This is a genomic window from Modestobacter italicus (assembly GCF_000306785.1).
In the GTDB taxonomy this organism is placed as follows: domain Bacteria; phylum Actinomycetota; class Actinomycetes; order Mycobacteriales; family Geodermatophilaceae; genus Modestobacter; species Modestobacter italicus.
Genome location: NC_017955.1, coordinates 662,503 through 681,354, shown reverse-complemented (window position 1 = coordinate 681,354; position 18,852 = coordinate 662,503). Strand labels below are relative to the sequence as shown.

At 76.5% G+C, this 18,852-nt stretch carries 18 protein-coding genes and 1 riboswitch; of the genes, 7 read left to right on the top strand and 11 right to left on the bottom strand.

Annotated features, from left to right (window positions below; translation table 11 throughout):
* Positions 1 to 17 precede the first annotated feature (17 nt).
* Genes MODMU_RS03290 through ssd form a run of 4 tightly spaced genes read right to left on the bottom strand, consistent with a single transcriptional unit; the run spans position 18 to position 3,734 of the window.
* Positions 18 to 764, bottom strand: coding sequence for a type II secretion system F family protein (locus MODMU_RS03290; protein ID WP_014738744.1), 747 nt, complete (start codon positions 762 to 764; stop codon positions 18 to 20).
* Positions 761 to 1,570, bottom strand: a complete 810-nt coding sequence (locus MODMU_RS03285; protein WP_231851755.1) for a type II secretion system F family protein — start codon at positions 1,568 to 1,570, stop codon at positions 761 to 763. The genes MODMU_RS03290 and MODMU_RS03285 overlap by 4 nt, the downstream gene beginning before the upstream one ends.
* Positions 1,552 to 2,703 carry a TadA family conjugal transfer-associated ATPase gene (locus tag MODMU_RS29000; RefSeq protein WP_014738742.1) on the bottom strand — a complete coding sequence of 384 codons (1,152 nt, stop codon included), beginning with the start codon at positions 2,701 to 2,703 and terminating at the stop codon, positions 1,552 to 1,554. Before MODMU_RS29000 ends, MODMU_RS03285 begins: the two co-directional genes overlap by 19 nt.
* Positions 2,700 to 3,734, bottom strand: coding sequence for a septum site-determining protein Ssd (gene ssd / locus MODMU_RS28995; RefSeq protein ID WP_231851754.1), 1,035 nt, complete (start codon positions 3,732 to 3,734; stop codon positions 2,700 to 2,702). Before ssd ends, MODMU_RS29000 begins: the two co-directional genes overlap by 4 nt.
* A gap of 170 nt (positions 3,735 to 3,904) precedes the next feature.
* On the opposite strand from ssd, the gene MODMU_RS03270 reads away from it, so the two are divergent.
* Complete coding sequence (locus tag MODMU_RS03270; protein WP_014738740.1) at positions 3,905 to 4,777, top strand: HAD family hydrolase; 873 nt, start codon at positions 3,905 to 3,907, stop codon at positions 4,775 to 4,777.
* Positions 4,778 to 4,779: 2 nt separating this feature from the next.
* On the opposite strand, the gene MODMU_RS03265 is transcribed toward MODMU_RS03270, so the two are convergent.
* Positions 4,780 to 5,577 (bottom strand): Fic family protein, encoded by a 798-nt coding sequence (locus tag MODMU_RS03265; RefSeq protein WP_014738739.1) that lies wholly within the window; start codon positions 5,575 to 5,577, stop codon positions 4,780 to 4,782.
* 77 nt (positions 5,578 to 5,654) lie between these two features.
* Here MODMU_RS03265 and MODMU_RS03260 point away from each other — a divergent pair, with 77 nt between their 5' ends.
* The 3 genes from MODMU_RS03260 to MODMU_RS03250 are packed head-to-tail and all read left to right on the top strand — an operon-like array spanning position 5,655 to position 7,651.
* Positions 5,655 to 6,221: a histidine phosphatase family protein gene (locus MODMU_RS03260; protein WP_014738738.1), complete on the top strand. Its 567-nt coding sequence runs from the start codon at positions 5,655 to 5,657 to the stop codon at positions 6,219 to 6,221.
* A 43-nt stretch (positions 6,222 to 6,264) separates the two neighbouring features.
* Positions 6,265 to 6,828: a bifunctional adenosylcobinamide kinase/adenosylcobinamide-phosphate guanylyltransferase gene (cobU, locus tag MODMU_RS03255; RefSeq protein ID WP_014738737.1), complete on the top strand. Its 564-nt coding sequence runs from the start codon at positions 6,265 to 6,267 to the stop codon at positions 6,826 to 6,828.
* A gap of 43 nt (positions 6,829 to 6,871) precedes the next feature.
* The gene (locus MODMU_RS03250) at positions 6,872 to 7,651 is read left to right on the top strand and encodes an adenosylcobinamide-GDP ribazoletransferase (RefSeq protein WP_014738736.1); all 780 of its coding nucleotides are present in this window, start codon (positions 6,872 to 6,874) and stop codon (positions 7,649 to 7,651) included.
* 3 nt (positions 7,652 to 7,654) lie between these two features.
* On the opposite strand, the gene MODMU_RS03245 is transcribed toward MODMU_RS03250, so the two are convergent.
* From MODMU_RS03245 to cobN, 4 genes are all read right to left on the bottom strand, one after another.
* The gene (locus MODMU_RS03245; protein WP_014738735.1) at positions 7,655 to 8,023 is read right to left on the bottom strand and encodes a hypothetical protein; all 369 of its coding nucleotides are present in this window, start codon (positions 8,021 to 8,023) and stop codon (positions 7,655 to 7,657) included.
* 78 nt (positions 8,024 to 8,101) lie between these two features.
* Entirely contained in the window at positions 8,102 to 8,386 is a 285-nt protein-coding gene (locus tag MODMU_RS03240; RefSeq protein WP_014738734.1) for a MoaD/ThiS family protein, read from the bottom strand.
* The gene (locus tag MODMU_RS03235) at positions 8,383 to 9,462 is read right to left on the bottom strand and encodes a WD40/YVTN/BNR-like repeat-containing protein (RefSeq protein WP_014738733.1); all 1,080 of its coding nucleotides are present in this window, start codon (positions 9,460 to 9,462) and stop codon (positions 8,383 to 8,385) included. Before MODMU_RS03235 ends, MODMU_RS03240 begins: the two co-directional genes overlap by 4 nt.
* 30 nt (positions 9,463 to 9,492) lie before the next feature.
* A complete protein-coding gene (gene cobN / locus MODMU_RS03230) occupies positions 9,493 to 13,116 on the bottom strand; it encodes a cobaltochelatase subunit CobN (RefSeq protein WP_014738732.1) in 3,624 nt (1,207 codons plus the stop codon).
* Positions 13,117 to 13,167: 51 nt separating this feature from the next.
* A riboswitch (cobalamin riboswitch) is annotated at positions 13,168 to 13,234 on the bottom strand.
* A 129-nt stretch (positions 13,235 to 13,363) separates the two neighbouring features.
* Between cobN and MODMU_RS03225 the strand changes: the two genes are divergently transcribed.
* Positions 13,364 to 14,560, top strand: a complete 1,197-nt coding sequence (locus tag MODMU_RS03225) for a CynX/NimT family MFS transporter (protein WP_014738731.1) — start codon at positions 13,364 to 13,366, stop codon at positions 14,558 to 14,560.
* 9 nt (positions 14,561 to 14,569) lie between these two features.
* Here the strand turns inward: MODMU_RS03225 and MODMU_RS27510 are convergent, their stop codons facing one another.
* Both MODMU_RS27510 and MODMU_RS28860 read right to left on the bottom strand, forming a co-directional pair.
* Positions 14,570 to 15,112 (bottom strand): FKBP-type peptidyl-prolyl cis-trans isomerase, encoded by a 543-nt coding sequence (locus MODMU_RS27510; RefSeq protein ID WP_166503381.1) that lies wholly within the window; start codon positions 15,110 to 15,112, stop codon positions 14,570 to 14,572.
* Between the two features lie 140 nt (positions 15,113 to 15,252).
* The gene (locus MODMU_RS28860; protein WP_014738729.1) at positions 15,253 to 17,103 is read right to left on the bottom strand and encodes a family 43 glycosylhydrolase; all 1,851 of its coding nucleotides are present in this window, start codon (positions 17,101 to 17,103) and stop codon (positions 15,253 to 15,255) included.
* A 1-nt stretch (position 17,104) separates the two neighbouring features.
* Here MODMU_RS28860 and MODMU_RS03210 point away from each other — a divergent pair, with 1 nt between their 5' ends.
* Positions 17,105 to 17,284: a hypothetical protein gene (locus MODMU_RS03210; protein WP_041794906.1), complete on the top strand. Its 180-nt coding sequence runs from the start codon at positions 17,105 to 17,107 to the stop codon at positions 17,282 to 17,284.
* Positions 17,281 to 18,738 carry a GntT/GntP/DsdX family permease gene (locus MODMU_RS03205; protein ID WP_014738728.1) on the top strand — a complete coding sequence of 486 codons (1,458 nt, stop codon included), beginning with the start codon at positions 17,281 to 17,283 and terminating at the stop codon, positions 18,736 to 18,738. The genes MODMU_RS03210 and MODMU_RS03205 overlap by 4 nt, the downstream gene beginning before the upstream one ends.
* Positions 18,739 to 18,852 lie beyond the last annotated feature (114 nt).

Genomic DNA, 18,852 nt, shown 5'->3' with positions numbered 1-18,852 from the left:
ACGGCGCCCGCTCCCGGTCACGGCGTGCCTCCGCCGAAGACGTCGGTGGCGATGCCGAGCACCAGGGGGACGACACCCAGGCACAGGAACGCGGGCAGGAAGCACAGCCCGAGCGGAGCGAGCACCCAGACCCCCGCCCGGCGCACCGCCGCCTCGGTCTGGCTCCGGGCGCTGCTCCGCAGGTCCACCGCGAGCCGCTGCAGCGCCGGGACGACCGCCGAGCCGGACTCCCCCGCCCGCACCAGCGTCCGGCCCAGCACGTCCAGCGGCGGCGGCGACCCCGACCACGCCCGGCGGGGGGCGGCCCCCAGCCGGTACAGGGCGCCGACCTCGGCCAGCCGCTCGCCCAGCGGCCCGGGCACCGCGTCGCCGACCGCGGCCAGAGCCGCGCCGACCGGGGTGCCGGCGGTCAGGCAGACGGCGAGCAGGTCGCACGCCACCGGCAGGTCGCGGGCCAGCTGCGGGCCCTCGTCGGGGAGGGTGCCGGACCGGCGCAGCAGCCGCTCCAGCCCGACGGCGACGCAGCCGCCGGCCAGTGCGGCGCCCGGGCCGCCGCCGAGGAGCAGGAAGACCCCGGCCGCAGCGGCACCCGCCTCCGCCCACCGGCGCCCGGTGCCCGGCGGCGCGCCGGGGACCCGCCGATCGGACCGGGCGGGGCGGTCCCCCGCCGCCCGGACGGCCCGCAGCCGCTCCCGGCGGTCCGGGCCGGGGGGCACCCACACCAGCAGGGCCGTGGCCAGCGCGGCCACCGCGGCCGCGGTCATCCTCGCGCGGCGCGGCGCACCAGCCGGGCCGACCACGTCGTCCCGGCCAGCTCCAGCGCCACGCCCAGCACGAGCAGCACCGTCCCGGAGCCGGTCGTGGTCAGCACCCGCCACGGGTCGGCCCCGACCCCGCTGCCCATCAGCAGGCCGAGCACCGGGAGCCCGGCCAGCACGGTCGCGCTGGCGCGGGGACCGGCGACGGCGGAGCGGAGCTCCTGCTCCGCGTGCAGCCGGGCGCGCAGGTCGTCCTCGACGGCGCCCACAACGCCGGCCAGCGAGCAGCCGGTGCGCGCGCTGAGCCGTACCGCGGCGGCGATCCGCCGCAGCGCCCGGGCGGGCTCGTCGCCGGCCCGGCCGGGCGGGGCCTCGCCCAGCCGGAGCACCGGCCCGAGCGCGGCGGCGGTGACCGGGTCCGGGCAGCAGTCCAGCGCCGTCGCGGTCGCCTCGGCCAGCGGGCGGCCGGCCCGCAGCTCGGCGGCGAGCGCGCCCAGCCCCACGATGAGCGCGCGGCAGCGCCGCTCGTCGGCGGCGGCCGCCGCCCGCCGCCGGAGGGCGTGCCCGGCGGCCAGCCCGCACACCGCGGCCAGCGCGGCGACGACCGGCGTGGACAGGACGGCCCCGGCGCTGCCGGCCGCCAGCGCGGGCAGCAGCGCGCCCGCGCGACCGCTCAGCAGCGCGGCCGGCCCGGGTCGGGGCAGCGGACCGCTGGGGCGCCCCGCCAACCGGGTGGCCGGCCGCGCGGTCGGCCAGCTGAGCAGCGCCGCGGACAGGCAGAGCAGCGCCGGGGTCATCCCGGCACCGGGCACCGCAGCAGGGCGGCGAGCTCGTCGCGGGCGGGGCAGGGCCCGCCGTCGGCCCGCCAGCCCGCCGCGACCTCGATCAGCTCCCCCCGGCGCCGGACGACGCCCAGCTCGGCGACGTGCCGTCCGGACGGGCCCCGGCGCAGGTGGACGACGACGGCGAGCGCGGCCGCTGCCTGGCTGTGCACCGCCGCCCGGCCCAGCCCGGCGGCCTCGCCGAGGGCCTCGAGCCGGGCCGGCAGGTCCGCCGCCCGGTTGACGTGCACGGTGCCGCACCCGCCGTCGTGCCCGGTGTTGAGCGCGGCCAGCAGATCGACGACCTCCGCGCCCCGCACCTCCCCGACCACCAGCCGGTCCGGCCGCATCCGCAGCGCCTGGCGGACCAGGTCGCGGAGGGTGACCGCACCGGCGGCCTCCACGTTCGGCGGCCGGGTGAGCAGCCGGACCACGTGCGGGTGCGGCGGCGCGAGCTCGGGGGCGTCCTCGCAGAGCACCACCCGCTCCCCGGGGTCGGCCACCCCGAGCAGCGCGGAGAGCACCGTGGTCTTGCCGGTGCCGGTGCCGCCGGTGACCAGGAAGGCCAGCCGGGCCCGCACCACCGCGGTCAGCAGGTCGGCCGAGGCGCCGGGGAAGGCACCGCGGCCGGCGAGGTCGGCGAACGGGAGCGCCGCCCGGCGCAGCACACGCAGCGACAGGCAGGTGCCCGACCCCGACACCGGTGGGAGGACGGCGTGCAGCCGGGTGCCGTCGGGGAGCCCGGCGTCGACCCACGGCGCGGCGTCGTCCAGCCGGCGCCCGGCGGAGGCGGCCAGCCGCACGGCGAGGCGGCGGACCGCCGCCTCGTCGGGGAAGCGCACGTCGACCGGCTCCAGCCCCGCGCCACGGTCGATCCAGACGGCGTCCGGGCCGTTGACCAGCACGTCGGTCACCCCGGGCAGCCGCAGCAGGGGCTCGAGCACGCCGGCCCCGGACAGCTCGTCGGTGCCGTTCCGGACCGCGGAGAGGACGCCGCGGTCGCCCAGCAGCCCGCCGGCCTCCTCCCGCACCAGCGTCGCGACGGTGACCGGGCTGGGGGCGCCCGCGCCGCCGGCCAGCCGGGCGCGCACCCGCTCGACCAGCGGCGCGGCGGACTCGGTCACGCCGGGCGCCCGGGGAGCTGGGCGAGCAGCTGCCGGCCGAGCAGCCCGAACGGTGACCGGGCGGCCACCGACGGCGGTTCGCCGCGCTCGCTCCGCGCCACCGCGGACCGGTCGGGGGCGAGCTCGGCGAACACCGGCCGGCCCAGCAGGTCGGCGACCTCGGCGCGGGTCAGCCCGCCGGGCAGGGGCCGGCTGACCAGCAGGGCCGACGCCCACGGGCTGCGCTCGCCGGCCAGCAGGGCCCGGGCGGCCGCGGCGGCCCGCAGCCGGGCGGGCACCAGCAGCACGGCCAGGTCGGCGTCGGCGAGGACCGCGTCGGTGCCCGCGCCGCGGACGGGCAGGTCGACGACGACCCCGCAGCCGCTGTCCCGGGCGCCGGTGGTGACCGCCAGCAGCGCCTCGACGGGCACCTCCTGCGGCTGGTCCCGGGACGCGGCGAGGACCGGGACGCCGCAGGCCTCGGGCAGCGCGGCGACCAGGGCGGGGCCGGCGACCCGGCCGCTGATCCCGGCCAGCTCCGGCCAGCGCAGCCCCGGGGTCCACTCGGCGCCCAGCAGCAGGTCCAGGCCGCCCGACCAGCCGTCCCCGTCGACGAGCAGCACGTCCGGACCGCTCGCCGTGCGCGCGGCCAGGGCGAGCGCGGTGGCCAGCGTGCTCGCCCCGGCGCCACCGCAGGCGCCGCCGACGGCGACCAGCCAGCCGGGCCGCACCGGCGCCCGGACGGCGGCAGCCACCCGCTCGACCAGCCACGACTCGTCCTGGGGCAGGACGACGACGCGCTCGGCACCGACCGCGACGGCCGCCGGCCAGACCTCGGCGTCCGGCGGGCCGCTGACCACGACGAGCAGCCCCGCCCGCCGCGGCAGGGCCCGCACCGGAGCGCTGGCCAGCGCGTCCGCGCCCACGAGCACCAGCGGGGCGTCGCGGTGGGCGCGCCGCAGCGCACCTCCGCCGGCGGTGAGCTCGCCGGTGGTCCCGGCGGCGGCCAGCAGCCGGAGGAGGTCGTCGAGCAGGACGGGGTCGCCGCTCACGACCAGCGGGTGGGCGGCGGGCGGGGCGGGAGGGGCAGCAGGCACCCGCCCAGCGCAGCGCGTCCGGGCGGCCGGCGGCAGGCCCCGGCCGGATCTGTGGACGACCCGTCCGGGTGTGGACGACGGTGCGCACCGCCGCCGGGACTGCCGATCCACTTACCGTGTGGGATGTGACCTGCGCCGCAGCGTTCTTCGACCTCGACAAGACGGTCATCGCGAAGTCCAGCACGCTGGCCTTCGGACGCCCGTTCTTCCAGGGCGGGCTGATCAACCGCCGCGCCGTGCTGAAGGGCGCCTACGCGCAGTTCGTCTTCTCCCTGGCCGGCGCGGACGCCGACCAGATGGAGCGGATGCGCCGCCAGATCACCGCCATGACGACGGGGTGGGACGTCGCGGTGGTGCACGACATCGTGCGGGAGACCCTGCACGAGATCGTCGACCCGCTGGTCTACGCCGAGGCCGCCGACCTGATCGAGGAGCACCGGGCGGCCGGCCGCGAGGTCGTCATCGTCTCGAGCAGCGGGGCGGAGATGGTCGGCCCCATCGGGGAGATGCTCGGCGTCGACCGGGTCGTGGCCACCCGGATGGTCACCGTCGACGGCCGGTACACCGGCGAGATCGACTTCTACGCCTACGGCGCGAACAAGGCCGCGGCGATGCGCGCGGTCGCCGCCGAGGAGGGCTGGGACCTGGCCGACTGCTGGGCCTACAGCGACTCGGTCACCGACCTGCCGATGCTCGAGGCGGTCGGGCACCCCACCGCGGTCAACCCCGACCGCGGGCTGCGCCGGGCCGCCACCGAGCGCGGCTGGCCGGTGCTGCAGTTCAGCCGGCCGGTGCGGCTGCGCTCCCGGTTCTCCGGCGGCCGGGCGCCCGCGGTGACCAGCGCGGCCGTCGGTGTCGGTGCCGCGGTGGCCGGGCTGGCCTGGTACGCGCGGCGGCGGGCGCTGCGCGCCCTGCCCGCCGTGCCCGCCCTGGCCCCACTGCCGGACGTCGTGCCGCTCGCTGCCCCTGCCCACCGCCGGCGGCGGCGCGGGGCCTGAGCTCAGCCGCGGAGCAGCGCCTCGCAGATCGCCAGGCCCTCGGTCGCGCCGAGCTCGGTGCCCCGGGCGCAGTGCACCAGCCAGCCGGCCACCCCGGCGGGCTCACCGCTGCGGTATCCGGCGAGCGCCTCGGCGTAGGCGTCCCGGCCCAGCTCGGCCAGGCCGACCTCCGGCACGGAGACGGCCTTCGGGTCGAGGCCGCGGGTGATGCCCACCAGCCGGCCGGCGGCCCGGGCCACCACGCCGTCCTGCGTGCCGAACGGCGCCAGCGCCGCCAGCTCGCCGTGCACGACGCTGGCGACCACCACGGCCGGCACGGTGGTCGCGCCGGTGATGACGCCGAACAGCCCGGCCAGTCGCGGCCCGGCGTTCCCCGAGGGCCGGCCGAGGTCGGCCGGGGCGGCCAGCCCGGTTGCGGCCAGCACGTGCAGCCGGGCGAGGACCTGGCCCGGCGCCCGGTCCCAGGTCTCCACCATCGAGCCGAGCCCGACCGACGCCCGCAGGGCGCCCTGCACCACCGGGTCGTCGACCTCACCCGCCCGCAGCGCGGCCAGCGGCAGGTCCACGCCCTCCAGCGCCGCCGAGGCCCGCGCGCCGCGCAGCGCGGACTCCGCGCTGACCCCGGCGGACTCCCGGCGCAGCACCTTGTGGCCGAGCAGCCGGTCGACCGCCGTGCGCGCGGCCTCGGCGGCCTCGGCGACACCGGGCAGGCCCAGCAGGCCGGCCAGCGGGTCGGGGCCGGTCGGGCGGGCGGCGGGCCGGGAGACCCGGCCGGCGCCGGGGCGGAGCGGGATGGTCACGGCTGCGACGGTACGAGCCGCGCGGCGCCGGACCACCGGCACCCCGGGAGCCGTCCGCCGCATAGGCTGCCCCGACGATGGCCGCCTCGCTCACCCTGCTCCTCGTCCGGCACGGCCAGAGCGAGTGGAACGCCGCCGGCCTCATGCAGGGGCAGACGCCGCACGTGCCGCTCACCGAGCTCGGCCACCAGCAGGCCGCCCGGGCCGCCGCGGAGCTGGCCGGCCTCGCCCGCGACGGCGCCGGGCCGGGTGCGCTGCTGTCCAGCGACCTGCTCCGCGCGGTGCAGACCGCCGAGCACTGCGCGACGGCCACCGGGCTCGGCGTCGGCACCACCCCGGCGCTGCGCGAGCAGGGCTACGGCGTGCTGGAGGGCCGGCCCTCCCGCGAGCTGTGGGACGTCGTCGACTGGACCGACCCGCACTGGTCCGCCGAGGGCGGGGAGAGCCTGGCCCAGCTGCACGGCCGGGTCGCCGCGCTGCTCGGGCAGCTGCTGGCCGACCCGCCGGCCCCGGTGCTGGCCCTGGTCACGCACGGCGACACCATCCGGGCCGCGCAGGCGGTCGCGGCCGGGCTCGGCCCGGACCGGCTGCCCGCGGTCACCCCGCACAACGGCTCGGTCACCCGGCTGGAGCTGGACGGGTGACCGCGCCGCCGAGGGAGCAGCGGGACGAGCCGGGAGGCCGGCGATGAGCAAGGTCCTGGTGCTGGGCGGCTCGCGGTCGGGGAAGTCCGCCCACGCCGAGCAGCTGCTCGACAGCGAGCTGGAGGTCACCTACCTCGCCACCTCCCGGCGGGACGACGCCGACGCGGAGTGGACCGACCGGATCGCCGCCCACCGGTCCCGCCGCCCGGTCAGCTGGGCCACGGTGGAGAGCACCGCACCCTCGGAGCTGGTGCGGGGCGGTGCCGTGCTGGTCGACAGCATCACCACCTGGGTCGCCGCGCTGATGGACGAGACCGGGGTCTGGGACGCGGTCGACCCCGGCGGCGCGCACGCTGCCGAGCGGTCCGGCGACGTGCGGGCCGCGCTGGACCGGCTCGCCGGCCGCTGCGACGCGCTGGTCGACAACTGGGTGATGACGCCCGCGCACGTGGTGGCCGTCAGCGACGAGGTCGGCCTGGGCGTGGTGCCCGAGACCCGCGCCGGCCGGCTGTTCCGGGACACCCTCGGCTCGGTCAACCAGCGGCTGGCGGCCACCGCCGACCAGGTGTGGTTCGTCGTCGCCGGCCTCCCCCAGCGCCTCCGGTGACCCGCCCCGGGGGCGCGCACCGTCGCCGTCCGGGGGTGGACCGGTGAGCTCCGCGCCCCGCCGCCCCTGGTCCGGCCCCGCCGAGGCCTTCGCCGTGCTCAGCGTCGTCCGGGTGCCGGCGGCGTCCTCGGCCCGCGGCGTGCTGCCGTGGGCGCCGCTGGTCGGGCTGGTCCTCGGCGCGCTGGCCACCGCGGTGGGGTGGCTCGGCGGGCGGTACGCGAGCCCGCTGGTCGGCGCCGTGCTGGCCGTGGTCGTGCTGGCCGCGCTCACCCGCGGCCTGCACCTGGACGGCCTGGCCGACACCGCCGACGGCCTGGGCCCGCTGCGCGGGCGGGAGCGCGCCCTGCAGGTGATGCGGGCCGGTGACGTCGGCCCGTTCGGCGTGGCCACCCTCGTGCTGACCCTGCTGCTGCAGGTGGCCTGCACGGCTCAGCTGCTCGGCGTCGACGGGGGCTGGCTCGCCCTGCCGGCGGCGGTGGTCGGGGCCCGGGTGGCGATGGCCGGCACCGGGCTGGCCGGCGCGCCGATCGCCGAGGGCTCCACGCTGGGCGCCGCCGTCGCCGGCACCGTCTCCCGGCGCTGGCTGGCCGGCAGCGTCGTGGTCTCCCTGGCGGCGGTCGTCGCCGTCGTCCTCGCCACCGGGCACGGCTGGGGGCGGGCCGGAGCCCTGGTCGGCGCCACGGCCCTGGGGTGGCTGGCTGCCGGCGCGCTGCGGCGCCGCGCGGAGGCCCGCCTCGGCGGGGTCAACGGGGACGTGATGGGCGCGATGGGCGAGGTGACCGCCACGGTCACCCTGCTGGCCGCCGCGGTGCTGGTGGGCTGACCCTCAGCGCCGGAACATCTTGCCGATCCCGCCGGAGGGCTTCGCCGCGGTGCGCCCGCTCCCGGCCTGACCGCGGGTGCCGAAGCCCTTGAAGGACCGTCCGCTGCGGGGCTGCCCGCCGGTGGTGGCCTTGCCGGTGCCGGCCTTGCCGCGGGAGCGGAAGCCCCCGAACGAGCGCCCGGTCAGGCCCCGGTCGTCGGTGCCCCGACCGCCCAGGCCGCCGCCCATGCCCTTGCCCGTGGTGCTGCGCCGCCCGGTGCCGCCCGCCCCGGTGCTGCGCGTAGCGGTGCTGCGCGCCCCGGTGCTGCGGGCACCGGTGCTCTTCTTGCCGGTGCTCTTCGCCGAGCCCGTCAACCTGCTGAGGATCCCCATCCCGTCACCGTCCTCCCCGGCGCGACCGCCAGCCCGCCGGACGGGCTCGGCGCGCGCAGGCACGGCGCGCCGTCGCGCTCAGCCACCGGCGACGGACTGCACCACCATCACCTCGGCGTCGGCCGGCACCGGGGTGCCCAGTCCGGACAGCCGCCGGACCTCCTCCCCGTCGACGTAGACGTTGACGTGCCGGCGCAGCGCCCCGGTCTCGTCCCGGACCCGGCGGCCGAGCACCGGGTGCTCGGCGGCGAGCAGGTCCAGCAGCGCGCCGACGGTCGCCGGCGCCGGCGCGTCCAGCGCCATCGACGTCCGGCCGCCGGCGCACTCGGCCAGCAGCCGCGGGAGCAGCACCTGGACGGTCACGGCAGCACCGCCGCCCGCACGCAGAGCACGTCGGGCAGGTGGGAGGCGACGGTCGTGAAGGTCTCCCCCTCGTCGGCGCTGGCGTAGACCTCGCCGCCGCGGGTGCCGACGTACACGCCGACCGGGTCACCGGCGTCGACGCAGGCGGCGTCGCGCAGCACCGCGTTGTACTCGTGCGCCGGCAGCCCGTCGGTCAGCCGGCGCCAGCTCGACCCGGCGTCGTCGCTGCGGTGCACCGCGAGCTCACCGCCGGGCGGGATCCGCTCGCCGTCGGCGACCAGCGGCACCACCCAGACCGTCCCACCTCGGCGGGGGTGCGCCAGCATCACGAAGCCGAAGTCCGAGGGCAGCCCGTCGGCGATCGAGGTCCACGAGTCGCCGTCGTCGTCGGAGCGGTAGACGCCGTGGTGGTTCTGCGCGTACAGCCGCCGCGGGTCGACGGCGTCCCGGGCGATCTTGTGCACGCACTGCCCGAACTCCGGCGCCGGCCCGGGCATGAAGTACGCGCTGATCCCTGCGTTGCGCGGCTGCCACGAGGCGCCGGCGTCCCGCGTCCGGTAGACCCCGCCGGTGCTCATCGCGACGTGCACCGTGCCGTCGGGCCCGGGGAGGACGGAGTGCGCCGCCGCCCCGCCGTAGCCCGCGCCCCACTCCGACCGGTGCGGGTGGTCCCACAGGCCCCGGCAGAGCGCGAAGGAGTCGCCGCCGTCGTCGGAGCGCCACACCGAGATCGGCTCGCAGCCGGCCCAGACGACGCCCGGCCGGTCGGCGGAGTCCGGCTGCAGCTGCCAGATGCGCTCCACCGCCGCGCCGGTGTCGGCCGGGAAGCTGATCGCGCCGTCGGCGGGCTCGTCCCAGCTGACGCCGAGGTCGTCGGAGTGCACGACCGTCGGCCCGAAGTGCTCCGAGCGCACGCCGATCATCAGCCGGGTGCGCCCGCCGCGGACGTCGATGCCCACGCTGGGCACCTCGGTCATCAGGAAGTGCGGGGAGGACAGCGACCAGCTGCGCCGGTCCTCACTCGTCGCGAGCCAGAGCCCCTTGCGGGTGCCGATCGCCAGCAGGGTCGTCGCCATGCAGCACCAGACCGCAGCACGGCGGGGAACTCATCGGACGACCGATCGCGCGGGGGTGTCGCCGCCCTCCAGGTCGCCCTCGGTGTCGAGGTAGGCCTGCTGCAGCTCGGCGAGCAGCGCCGGGTCCGGCTCGGCCCACATCTTGCGGTCGACGGCCTCCAGCAGCCGCTCGGCGATGCCGTGCAGCGCCCAGGGGTTCGACTTCTCCATGAACTCCCGGTTCTCGGGGTCGAGCACGTAGGTCTGCGCGAGCTTCTCGTACATCCAGTCGGCGACCACGCCGGTGGTGGCGTCGTAGCCGAACAGGTAGTCGACGGTCGCGGCCAGCTCGAAGGCGCCCTTGTAGCCGTGCCGGCGCATGGCGGCCAGCCACTTGGGGTTGACCACCCGGGCGCGGAACACCCGGGAGGTCTCCTCGACCAGCGACCGGGTCCTCACCTGCTCGGGCCGGGTGGAGTCGCCGATGTAGGCCTCCGGTGAGCTGCCGGTCAGCGCGCGGACGGTGGCCACCATCCCGCCGTGGTACTGGAAGTAGTCGTCGGAGTCGGCGATGTCGTGCTCGCGGGTGTCGACGTTCTTTGCGGCCACTGCGATCCGCTTGTAGGCGGCCTCCATGTCCGGCCGGGCGTTCACGCCGTCCAGGTCGCGGCCGTAGGCGTAGCCGCCCCACACCGCGTAGACCTCGGCCAGGTCGGCGTCACCGCGCCAGTCCCGGGAGTCGATGAGCGAGAGCAGCCCGGCCCCGTAGGCACCCGGCTTGGAGCCGAACACCCGGGTGGTCGCCCGCCGCCGGTCGCCGTGCGCGGCGAGATCGGCCTCGACGTGGTCGCGCACGTAGTTCTGCTCCGGGGCCTCGGAGAGCCCCGCCACCAGGGTGACCGCGTCGTCGAGCATGGTCACCACGTGCGGGAAGGCGTCCCGGAAGAAGCCGCTGATCCGCACCGTGACGTCGATCCGCGGCCGGCCCAGCTCGTCCAGGTCGATCGGCTCCAGGCCGGTGACCCGCCGGGAGGCGTCGTCCCAGACCGGCCGGACGCCGAGCAGCGCCAGCACCTCGGCCACGTCGTCGCCGGAGGTCCGCATCGCCGAGGTCCCCCACACCGACAGCCCCACCGAGCGCGGGAACTGCCCGTCGTGGTCGGCCTGGTAGCGCTCGACCAGCGACTCGGCCATCGCCGACCCGGTCTCCCAGGCCAGCCGTGACGGGATCGCCCGCGGGTCGACGGAGTAGAAGTTCCGGCCGGTCGGCAGCACGTTGACCAGCCCGCGCAGCGGCGAGCCCGAGGGCCCGGCCGGCACGTAACCGCCCTCGAGGGCGTGCAGCGTCATGTCCAGCTCGTCGGTGGTGCGCTCCAGCCGCGGCACGACCTCGTCGACGGCGAACCGGAGCACCTCCGTGACCTGGTCGTCCGTCGTCCCCAGGACGCCGGTGACCACGTCGGCGATGGCCGCTGCGGTCCAGCCGCGCTCCTCCATGCCGGCGACCAGCGCCTCGGCGAGCGCCTCGACCCGGTCGGTCTCGTGCAGCCCGGCCGTGCCGTCCTCGGTCAGCCCGAGGGCCTGGCGCAGGCCGGGCAGCGCCACCGCCCCGCCCCAGATCTGCCGCGCCCGCAGCATCGCCAGCACCAGGTCGACCCGGTCCTGCCCGGAGGGCGGGGTGCCCAGCACGTGCAGGCCGTCGCGGATCTGGGAGTCCTTGATCTCGCACAGCCAGCCGTCGACGTGCAGGATCATCTCGTCGAAGTGGTCGTCCTCCGGCCGCTCGGCCAGGCCCAGGTCGTGGTCGAGCTTGGCGGCCTGCAGCAGCGTCCAGATCTGCTGCCGGACGGCGGGCAGCTTGCCCGGGTCCATCGCGGCGATGTTGGCGTGCTCGTCGAGCAGCTGCTCCAGCCGGGCGATGTCGCCGTAGGAGTCGGCCCGGGCCATCGGCGGGACCATGTGGTCGACCAGGGTGGCGTGCGCCCGGCGCTTGGCCTGGGTGCCCTCACCCGGGTCGTTGACCAGGAACGGGTAGACCAGCGGCAGGTCGCCGAGCGCGGCGTCCGGCCCGCAGGCCGCTGACATCCCGACGGTCTTGCCGGGCAGCCACTCGAGGTTGCCGTGCTTGCCGACGTGCACCATCGCGTGCGCGCCGAACACCGACCGGAGCCACCAGTACGCGGCCAGGTAGTGGTGCGAGGGCGGCAGGTCCGGGTCGTGGTAGATCGCGATCGGGTTCTCCCCGAAGCCGCGCGGCGGCTGGACCATCACCACGACGTTGCCGGCCCGCAGCGCGGCGAAGACGACGTGCCCGTCATCGACGAACAGCGACCCGGGGGCGGGGCCCCAGTGCTCCTCCATCGCCGCGCGCAGCTCGGCAGGCAGGGTGTCGAAGTGCCGCTGGTACTCGGCGGCGGAGATCCGCACCGGGTTGCCGCTCAGCTGCTCCTCGGTGAGCCAGTTCTCGTCCTGCCCGCCCGCGGCGATGAGCGCGTGCACCAGCGCGTCGCCGTCCAGGTCTGCGACGCCGGGCAGCGCGTCCGGGCCGTCGAACGGGCCGATGTCGTACCCCTGACCCTGCATCGCGGCCAGCAGCCGGACGACGGACGCCGGGGTGTCCAGGCCGACCGCGTTGCCGATCCGGGCGTGCTTGGTCGGGTAGGCGCTCAGCATCACCACGATCCGGCGCTCGCCGGGCGGGGTGTGCCGCAGCCGGGCGTGCGCGACCGCGGTGCCGGCGACCCGGGCGGCCCGCTCGGGGTCGGCGACGTAGGAGGTCAGCCCGTCGGCGTCGGTCTCCTTGAAGGAGAACGGCACGCTGATCAGCCGGCCGTCGAACTCGGGGATGGCGACCTGGTTGCCCACGTCCAGCGGGGAGAGCCCGTCGTCGCTGGCCGCCCAGTCGGCCCGGCTCGAGGTCAGGCACAGCCCCTGCACCACCGGGACGTCCAGCTTCGCCAGCTCGCCGACGTCCCAGGCGCCGTCGTCCCCGCCGGCCTGCGCGGTGGCCGGCCGCGACCCGCCGGCGGCGAGCACGGTGACGACGAGGGCGTCGGCGGTGCGCAGGACGTCGACCAGGCCCGGCTCGACGGTGCGCAGCGAGGCGGTGAACACCGGCAGCGCGCGGCCGCCGGCGTCCTCGATGGCCGTGCACAGCGCCTCGACGAAGGCGGTGTTCCCGGACAGGTGGTGCGCCCGGTAGTACAGGACGGCGACGGTCGGACCGGTCCCCCGGCTCTCCCGCTCCAGGACCCCCCACTCCGGTGCCACGGACGGCGGCTCGAAGCCCTCGCCCTCGAGCAGCACGGTGTCGCCGAGGAAGCGGTGCAGCTGCGCCAGGTTGTCCGGGCCACCCTGCGCGAGGTAGCCGTGCGCCTCGGTGGCCACGCCCATCGGGACGGTGGACAGCTCCATCAGCTCGGCGTCGGGCACGGTCTCCCCGCCGAGGACGACGACCGGCGCCGGCCCGGCCAGCAGCGGGGCCAGCATCTCCTCGTACTGCCGCCGCACCCCGAGGATCCGGACCACGACGAGGTCGCTGCCGATGGCGAGCTCGACCATCCCGGCCGCGCCGAGCCGGGTCGGGTTGCCCAGCCGCCAGTCGGCCGGGCAGGACCGGGCCGACAGCAGGTCGGTGTCCGACGTCGACAGCAGGGTGTAGGTGCGAGAGCTCAAGGCCGTGCCTCCCTCGGGGTCCGCGCCCCGGGTCGTCGGTCACGGCAGCCGAGGTGTCTGGCTCCCCCGAGGTGGGGTCACAGTGGCGGGACCGCGCCGGGCTCGCACCGGCTTCCCTGCTGCACTGCCGTGGGTGACCCAGACGCTACCCGGCGGACCCCCGGGCAGCCGCCGGTTACCGTGACCCGCGGCTCGGTTGCCCAGCGAAACCCGTCGGCAGCCCGCCTCGACGACGAGGAGACCCCCCATGGCGAGCGGTACGGCGACCGGTGTCCGGGTCGGTGCGGCCCCCCGCTCCGGGTTGCTGCTGGCCGGCATCCTGCTCATCGCGGCCAACCTCCGGGCTGCGATCACCTCGGTCGGCCCGGTCATCGAGGACGTCCGCACCGACCTGGACATCGGCGGTGCGACCGCGTCGGTGCTGATCAGCCTCCCGCTCGTCGCCTTCGCGGTCGTCTCCCCCGTCGCACCGGCCCTCGCCCGCCGGATCGGCACCGAACGGGCGCTGGGTGCGGCGCTCGCCGTCCTGGCGGTGGCGACGGTGGTCCGCTCGCTGCCCTCGACCCCCGCGCTGTGGGTGGGCACCGCCTTCCTCGGCATCGCCATCGCGGTGATCAACGTGCTGCTGCCGTCCCTGGTCAAGCGGGAGTACCCGGACCGGATCGGCCAGGTCACCGGTCTCTACTCCTCGGTCCAGGGCGCCGCCGCGGCGCTGGCGTCCGGGTTCGCCGTCCCCCTGGCCGGCACCACCCAGCACGGCTGGCGGCTCGCGCTCGGCATCTGGGCCGGGCTCGGGCTGATCGCGCTGGCCGTCTTCCTCCCCCAGCTGCGCCGCCGCACCGTCCCGCCAGCGGCGACGTCGGCCGCGGTCCGGCACCGGTCACCGTGGGGCAGCGCCCTGGGCTGGCAGGTCACCGTCTTCATGGGCATGCAGTCGACGATCTACTACACGCTGATCACCTGGTGGCCCTCGGTGGAACGGGCCCACGGCGTCTCCGCCGCCGCGGCGGGCTGGCACCTGTTCGCCATGCAGGTCGCCGGGCTGCTCAGCAACCTGGCGACGGCGCGGCTGATCCCCCGCTTCCCCGACCAGCGGTGGCTCCTCCTGGGTGCGACCGGGCTGTTCGCCACCGCGATCGCCGGCCAGCTGGCCCTGCCCGGGGCCTCCCTGCTGTGGATCGTCGTCGCCGGCGCCGGCGGTGGGGCGTGCATCGTCCTCGCCCTGTCGCTGTTCGGGCTGCGGACCCGCGACCACCACCAGGCCGCGGCCCTGTCCGGGATGGCCCAGTCGGTCGGGTACGCCCTGGCCGCTGCGGGTCCGATCCTGCTCGGTGCCCTGCACGACGCGACCGGCAGCTGGACCGCGCCGCTGGTCGTGCTGCTCGGCGTGCTGGTCGTCCAGGCCGTCGCGGGGGTGCAGGCCGGCCGCGCCCGATTGCTCTGACGCCGCGGGTCAGGCGACGCCGACGCAGTCGATGATGAAGACCAGCGTCGCGTCCCCGGGGATGGGCCCGGAGCCGTTCGGGCCGTACCCGAGGTCGCTGGGGATGACGACCATCCGCCGGCCGCCCACCTGCATCCCCTCGACCGCCTGGTCGAAGCCCTCGATGACCTGCCCGGCGCCGACGGTGACCGGGAAGGTCTCGTCCGCCCCGCGGCTCCAGGAGGAGTCGAACTCCTCGCCGGTCTCGTAGAACGCGCCGACGTACTTCATCGTGGCGGTGCTGCCCGCGACGGCCTCCGCGCCGGTGCCGACCACCACGTCGCTGACCACCAGGTCGGCCGGGGGCGCGGCGTCGTAGCAGGGCGCCTCCGGCTTCACCGCGAGGTCGGCCGAGACCCCGGCCGGGGCCTCCGTCGTCGGCGGCCGGCTCTCGCACGACGAGGACGTCCCACCCGAGGCGGCGGAGGAGCCCTCGTCGTCCCCGCCGCACGCGGTCAGCGAGACGGCGACGGCGAGGGTGAGCAGCAGGCGCGGGGCGGTGCGGCGGTTCATCGGGGCGGGTCTCTCCTGGCCGAGCACGGGGGCTCGCGTCGGGGCGCTGGGGAGCACCCAGCACACCACAGGCCCCGAGAGCACGACGGACCCCCGGCCGGGGGTGCTCCCCGGCCGAGGGCCCGTCGTGGCTGCCGCGGTCAGTACACGTCGACCGCGTCCAGCTCGGCGTAGAAGGTGCCGCGGGTCAGGGTGACCGTGTTCCAGCCCTTCTGCAGCTTCACCGGGTGCTCCACCGTCGTCCAGTTGTCCCAGCGCGTGTGCCAGAAGGTGACCACGCCGGCGTCCTGGCCGTTGACCGTGACGGTGTCGGTCGACTCGACCGGGTAGCCGCCCCGGTCCGAGCCGTTGGCGAAGCGGATGCCGAGCGTCGCCGGCCCGGCCTTGTCCGCGAACACCTGCAGGGTGACGGAGCTGTCGGCGAAGTCCAGACCGCCGACCTTGGCCCCGGCCGAGGCGTTGGGGTCGTCGACGACCCGGGCGTGGGTGACCACGCCGTCCTCGGCCTCGTACCGGACGGCGGTCGCCGGGACCACCGGCGGGGCGCTCGGGGCGGGGCCGTGGTCGGCGGCGTACACGTCGATCGCGTCGATCTCGGCGAAGGCCGTGGCCTTGGTCAGGGTGACCGTGTTCCAGCCCTTCTGCAGCTTCACCTGCTGCTCCAGCAGCTGCCAGTTGCCCCAGGTGGTGTGCAGGAAGGTCACCGTGCCGGCGCTGCGGCCGTTCACCGTGAGGGTGTCGGTCGCCAGCACCGGGCCGGTCGCGTCCACCGACCCGTTGGCGTAGCGGATGCCCAGCGTCGCCGGTCCGGCCTTCTCCGCGTACACCTGCACCGTCACCGAGCTGTCCGGAGCGTCCAGCCCGCCGACCTTGGCCAGCCCGGAGGCGGTGTCGTCGGCCACGACCCGCGCGTTCGTGACCACGCCGTCCTCGGCCTGGTAGCGGGTCGAGGCCGCCGCGACCGACGGGACGCCGGTCGCGGACCAGTCCAGGTCGCTGACGTACATCGCGCGGTAGGAGTAGGTCGGGTCCCAGCCGTGGAAGACGATCGAGGTGCTGCCGTCGGGGTTGGTGACGACGTCCTGACCCCCGGGGCCCCGGACGTCGCCCTGGAACCGGTCGGTGGTCATCAGCTCGGTGCGCGACTTCACGTACGGCCCGGTGAGGCTGGTCGACGTGGCGTAGTTGGTGCGGTACCCGCCCCCGGCGAAGTCGTTCGCCGAGTAGAAGAGGTAGTAGGTGCCGTTCCGCTCCACCAGCGTCGGCGCCTCGACGACGTTGCCCTCGAACGGCTGGTCGCGGCGGATCAGCTCGGTCGGCGGGCCGGTGAGCGTGGTGCCGTCGGCCGACAGCGGCTGGAGGTAGATGATCGCCGTCTTGCCCGCGCAGCAGTTGCCGTCGGCCTTCCACAGCAGGTACAGCTGACCGCCCTCGCGGTAGGTGCTGGCGTCGATGGCGCCACCGAGCGCCGGCGTCCCGTCCTGCCCGGTGGGGCAGACCAGCGGCTCGGTGCCCACGGGCACGAAGGGGCCGTTCGGCGAGGCGGACGTCGCCACCCCGATGCACTGGAGCTGCGAGCTCTCGTCACGCGCGGTGTAGTACAGCGCGTAGCCGCCCTCGACGGCGCTGACCTCGGGGGCCCACACGCAGTTGTCGGTCGCCCCGCCCGGGGCGAAGGAGCACGGGCCGACCCAGTCGCCGAGCACCGGCGCGGCGTCGGGCTGCGGCGTCCAGTGGACCAGGTCCGTCGAGGTCTGGTGCTGGACGTTCTGCCCCTCGTTGTTCGTCGCGTAGGCGTGGTAGACGCCGTCGACGACCAGGATGTCGGGGTCGGGGAAGTTCGCGTCGATCACGGGCTCGATCGAGGCCTGCGCGCCCGCCGACGGCGGTGGCGCCGCCTGGGCGGTGCCGGTGAACGCCGGCGCGAGCAGGCCCAGCGCCAGCAGGGCGCCGGCTGCCGCGGTGCGGCGGTGGGACGTGGGTGACGGCATTGTGACCCTCTCCGGTTGTGCGGTTCGTGTGCGACAGCGTGCGGTGTTGACCGCCCGTGGTCAATCGCTGATCGAACTCGTCCGCTTGCTCACCGTCACCGTCGGCGTCCAGTTGCTGCGCTGCAACCAACGGGTCGAGACTGTGATCATGACGTCGACCGCACGGCCCGAGCAGCGATGACCGTCCTGGCCGCCGAGGTCGACCACACCAGCAGCCAGCCGCTGCTCGTGGTCGCCGCCCTGCTCGGCATCGCCGTGGTGGTCGTGCTGATCACCGTGCTCAAGGTGCACCCGTTCCTCGCGCTGATCCTGGGGTCGGCGGTGCTCGGGGTGGTGGCCGGGGTGGGGGTCAGCGACATCGTCGCCAGCTTCTCCGCAGGGGTCGGCTCCACCGTCGGCAACGTCGGGCTGCTCATCGCGCTCGGCGCCATGATCGGGGGCCTGCTCACCGCCTCGGGTGGCGCCGACCGGGTGGTCAACCGGATCGTCGACCGGGTCAGCCCGCGGGCGCTCCCGTGGGCGATGGGCGGGGTGGCGGCGCTGATCGGCATCCCGCTGTTCTTCGAGATCGGCGTGGTCCTGCTCATCCCGATCGTGCTGCTGGTCGCCCACCGCAGCGAGCAGCCGGTGCTCCGGGTCGGCATCCCCGCCCTGGCCGGGCTGTCGGTGCTGCACGGGTTCGTCCCCCCGCACCCGGGGCCGCTCGTCGCCATCGACGCGCTCGGCGCCAGCCTGGGCCTGGTGCTGCTGTTCGGGCTGGTCCTGGCGGTCCCGGCGGTCATCGTCGCCGGGCCGGTGTTCGGCAGCTTCATCAGCAGGCGGCTGCACGTGGCCACCCCGACCGCGCTGGTCGGCGCGGCGGTGGGCGGCCGGGAGACCGGCACGGCCGGCGCCGGGACGACGGACGCCGAGGAGCGCGACCTCCTCGACACCGGCGACAGCGCCCGCCCCGCCGAGGGCGCCCGCCGTCAGCCCGGTTTCGGGGCCACGGTCGCCACCGTGCTGCTGCCGGTGGTGCTGATGGGCCTCGGCGCCATCGGCGAGCTGACCCTCGACGAGGGCACCGCGCTGCGGACGGTCTCCAACACGCTGGGCACCCCGGTCATCGCCCTGCTGATCGGCGTCGTGGTCGCCATGTTCACCCTCGGGACGGCGGTCGGCTTCGGCCGGCAGCGCATCTCGGACACGATCGGCGGCTCGCTGCCCGCCATCGCCGGCATCCTGCTGATCGTCGCCGCCGGCGGCGGGTTCAAGCAGCTGCTCGTCGACTCGGGGATCAGCGGTCTGATCGCCGACGCCGCCGAGGGCGCCGACCTCTCCCCGCTGCTGCTGGGCTGGCTGGTCGCCGTCGGCATCCGGCTGGCCACCGGCTCGGCGACGGTCGCGACGATCACCGCGGCGGGCATCGTCGCCCCGCTGGCCGAGGGGCTGGACTCCCCGACCGTCGCGCTGCTCGCCCTCGCCGTGGGCGCGGGCTCGCTGTTCTTCTCCCACGTCAACGACGCGGGCTTCTGGCTGGTCAAGGAGTACTTCGGGATGACCGTCGGGCAGACCATCAAGAGCTGGTCGGTGATGGAGACCCTGATCTCGGTGGTCGGCCTGATCGGGGTCCTGCTGCTGAACCTCGTCGTCTAGCAGCCGACCTGCTCCTCCGCCGCGACGGGGTCACGCGCTGCGACGGCGCACCGTACGACCGTCCCCGCCGGTGCGCCGGGGTGAACCGGGAGGGGCCGGGGCCCGTAACCCGGT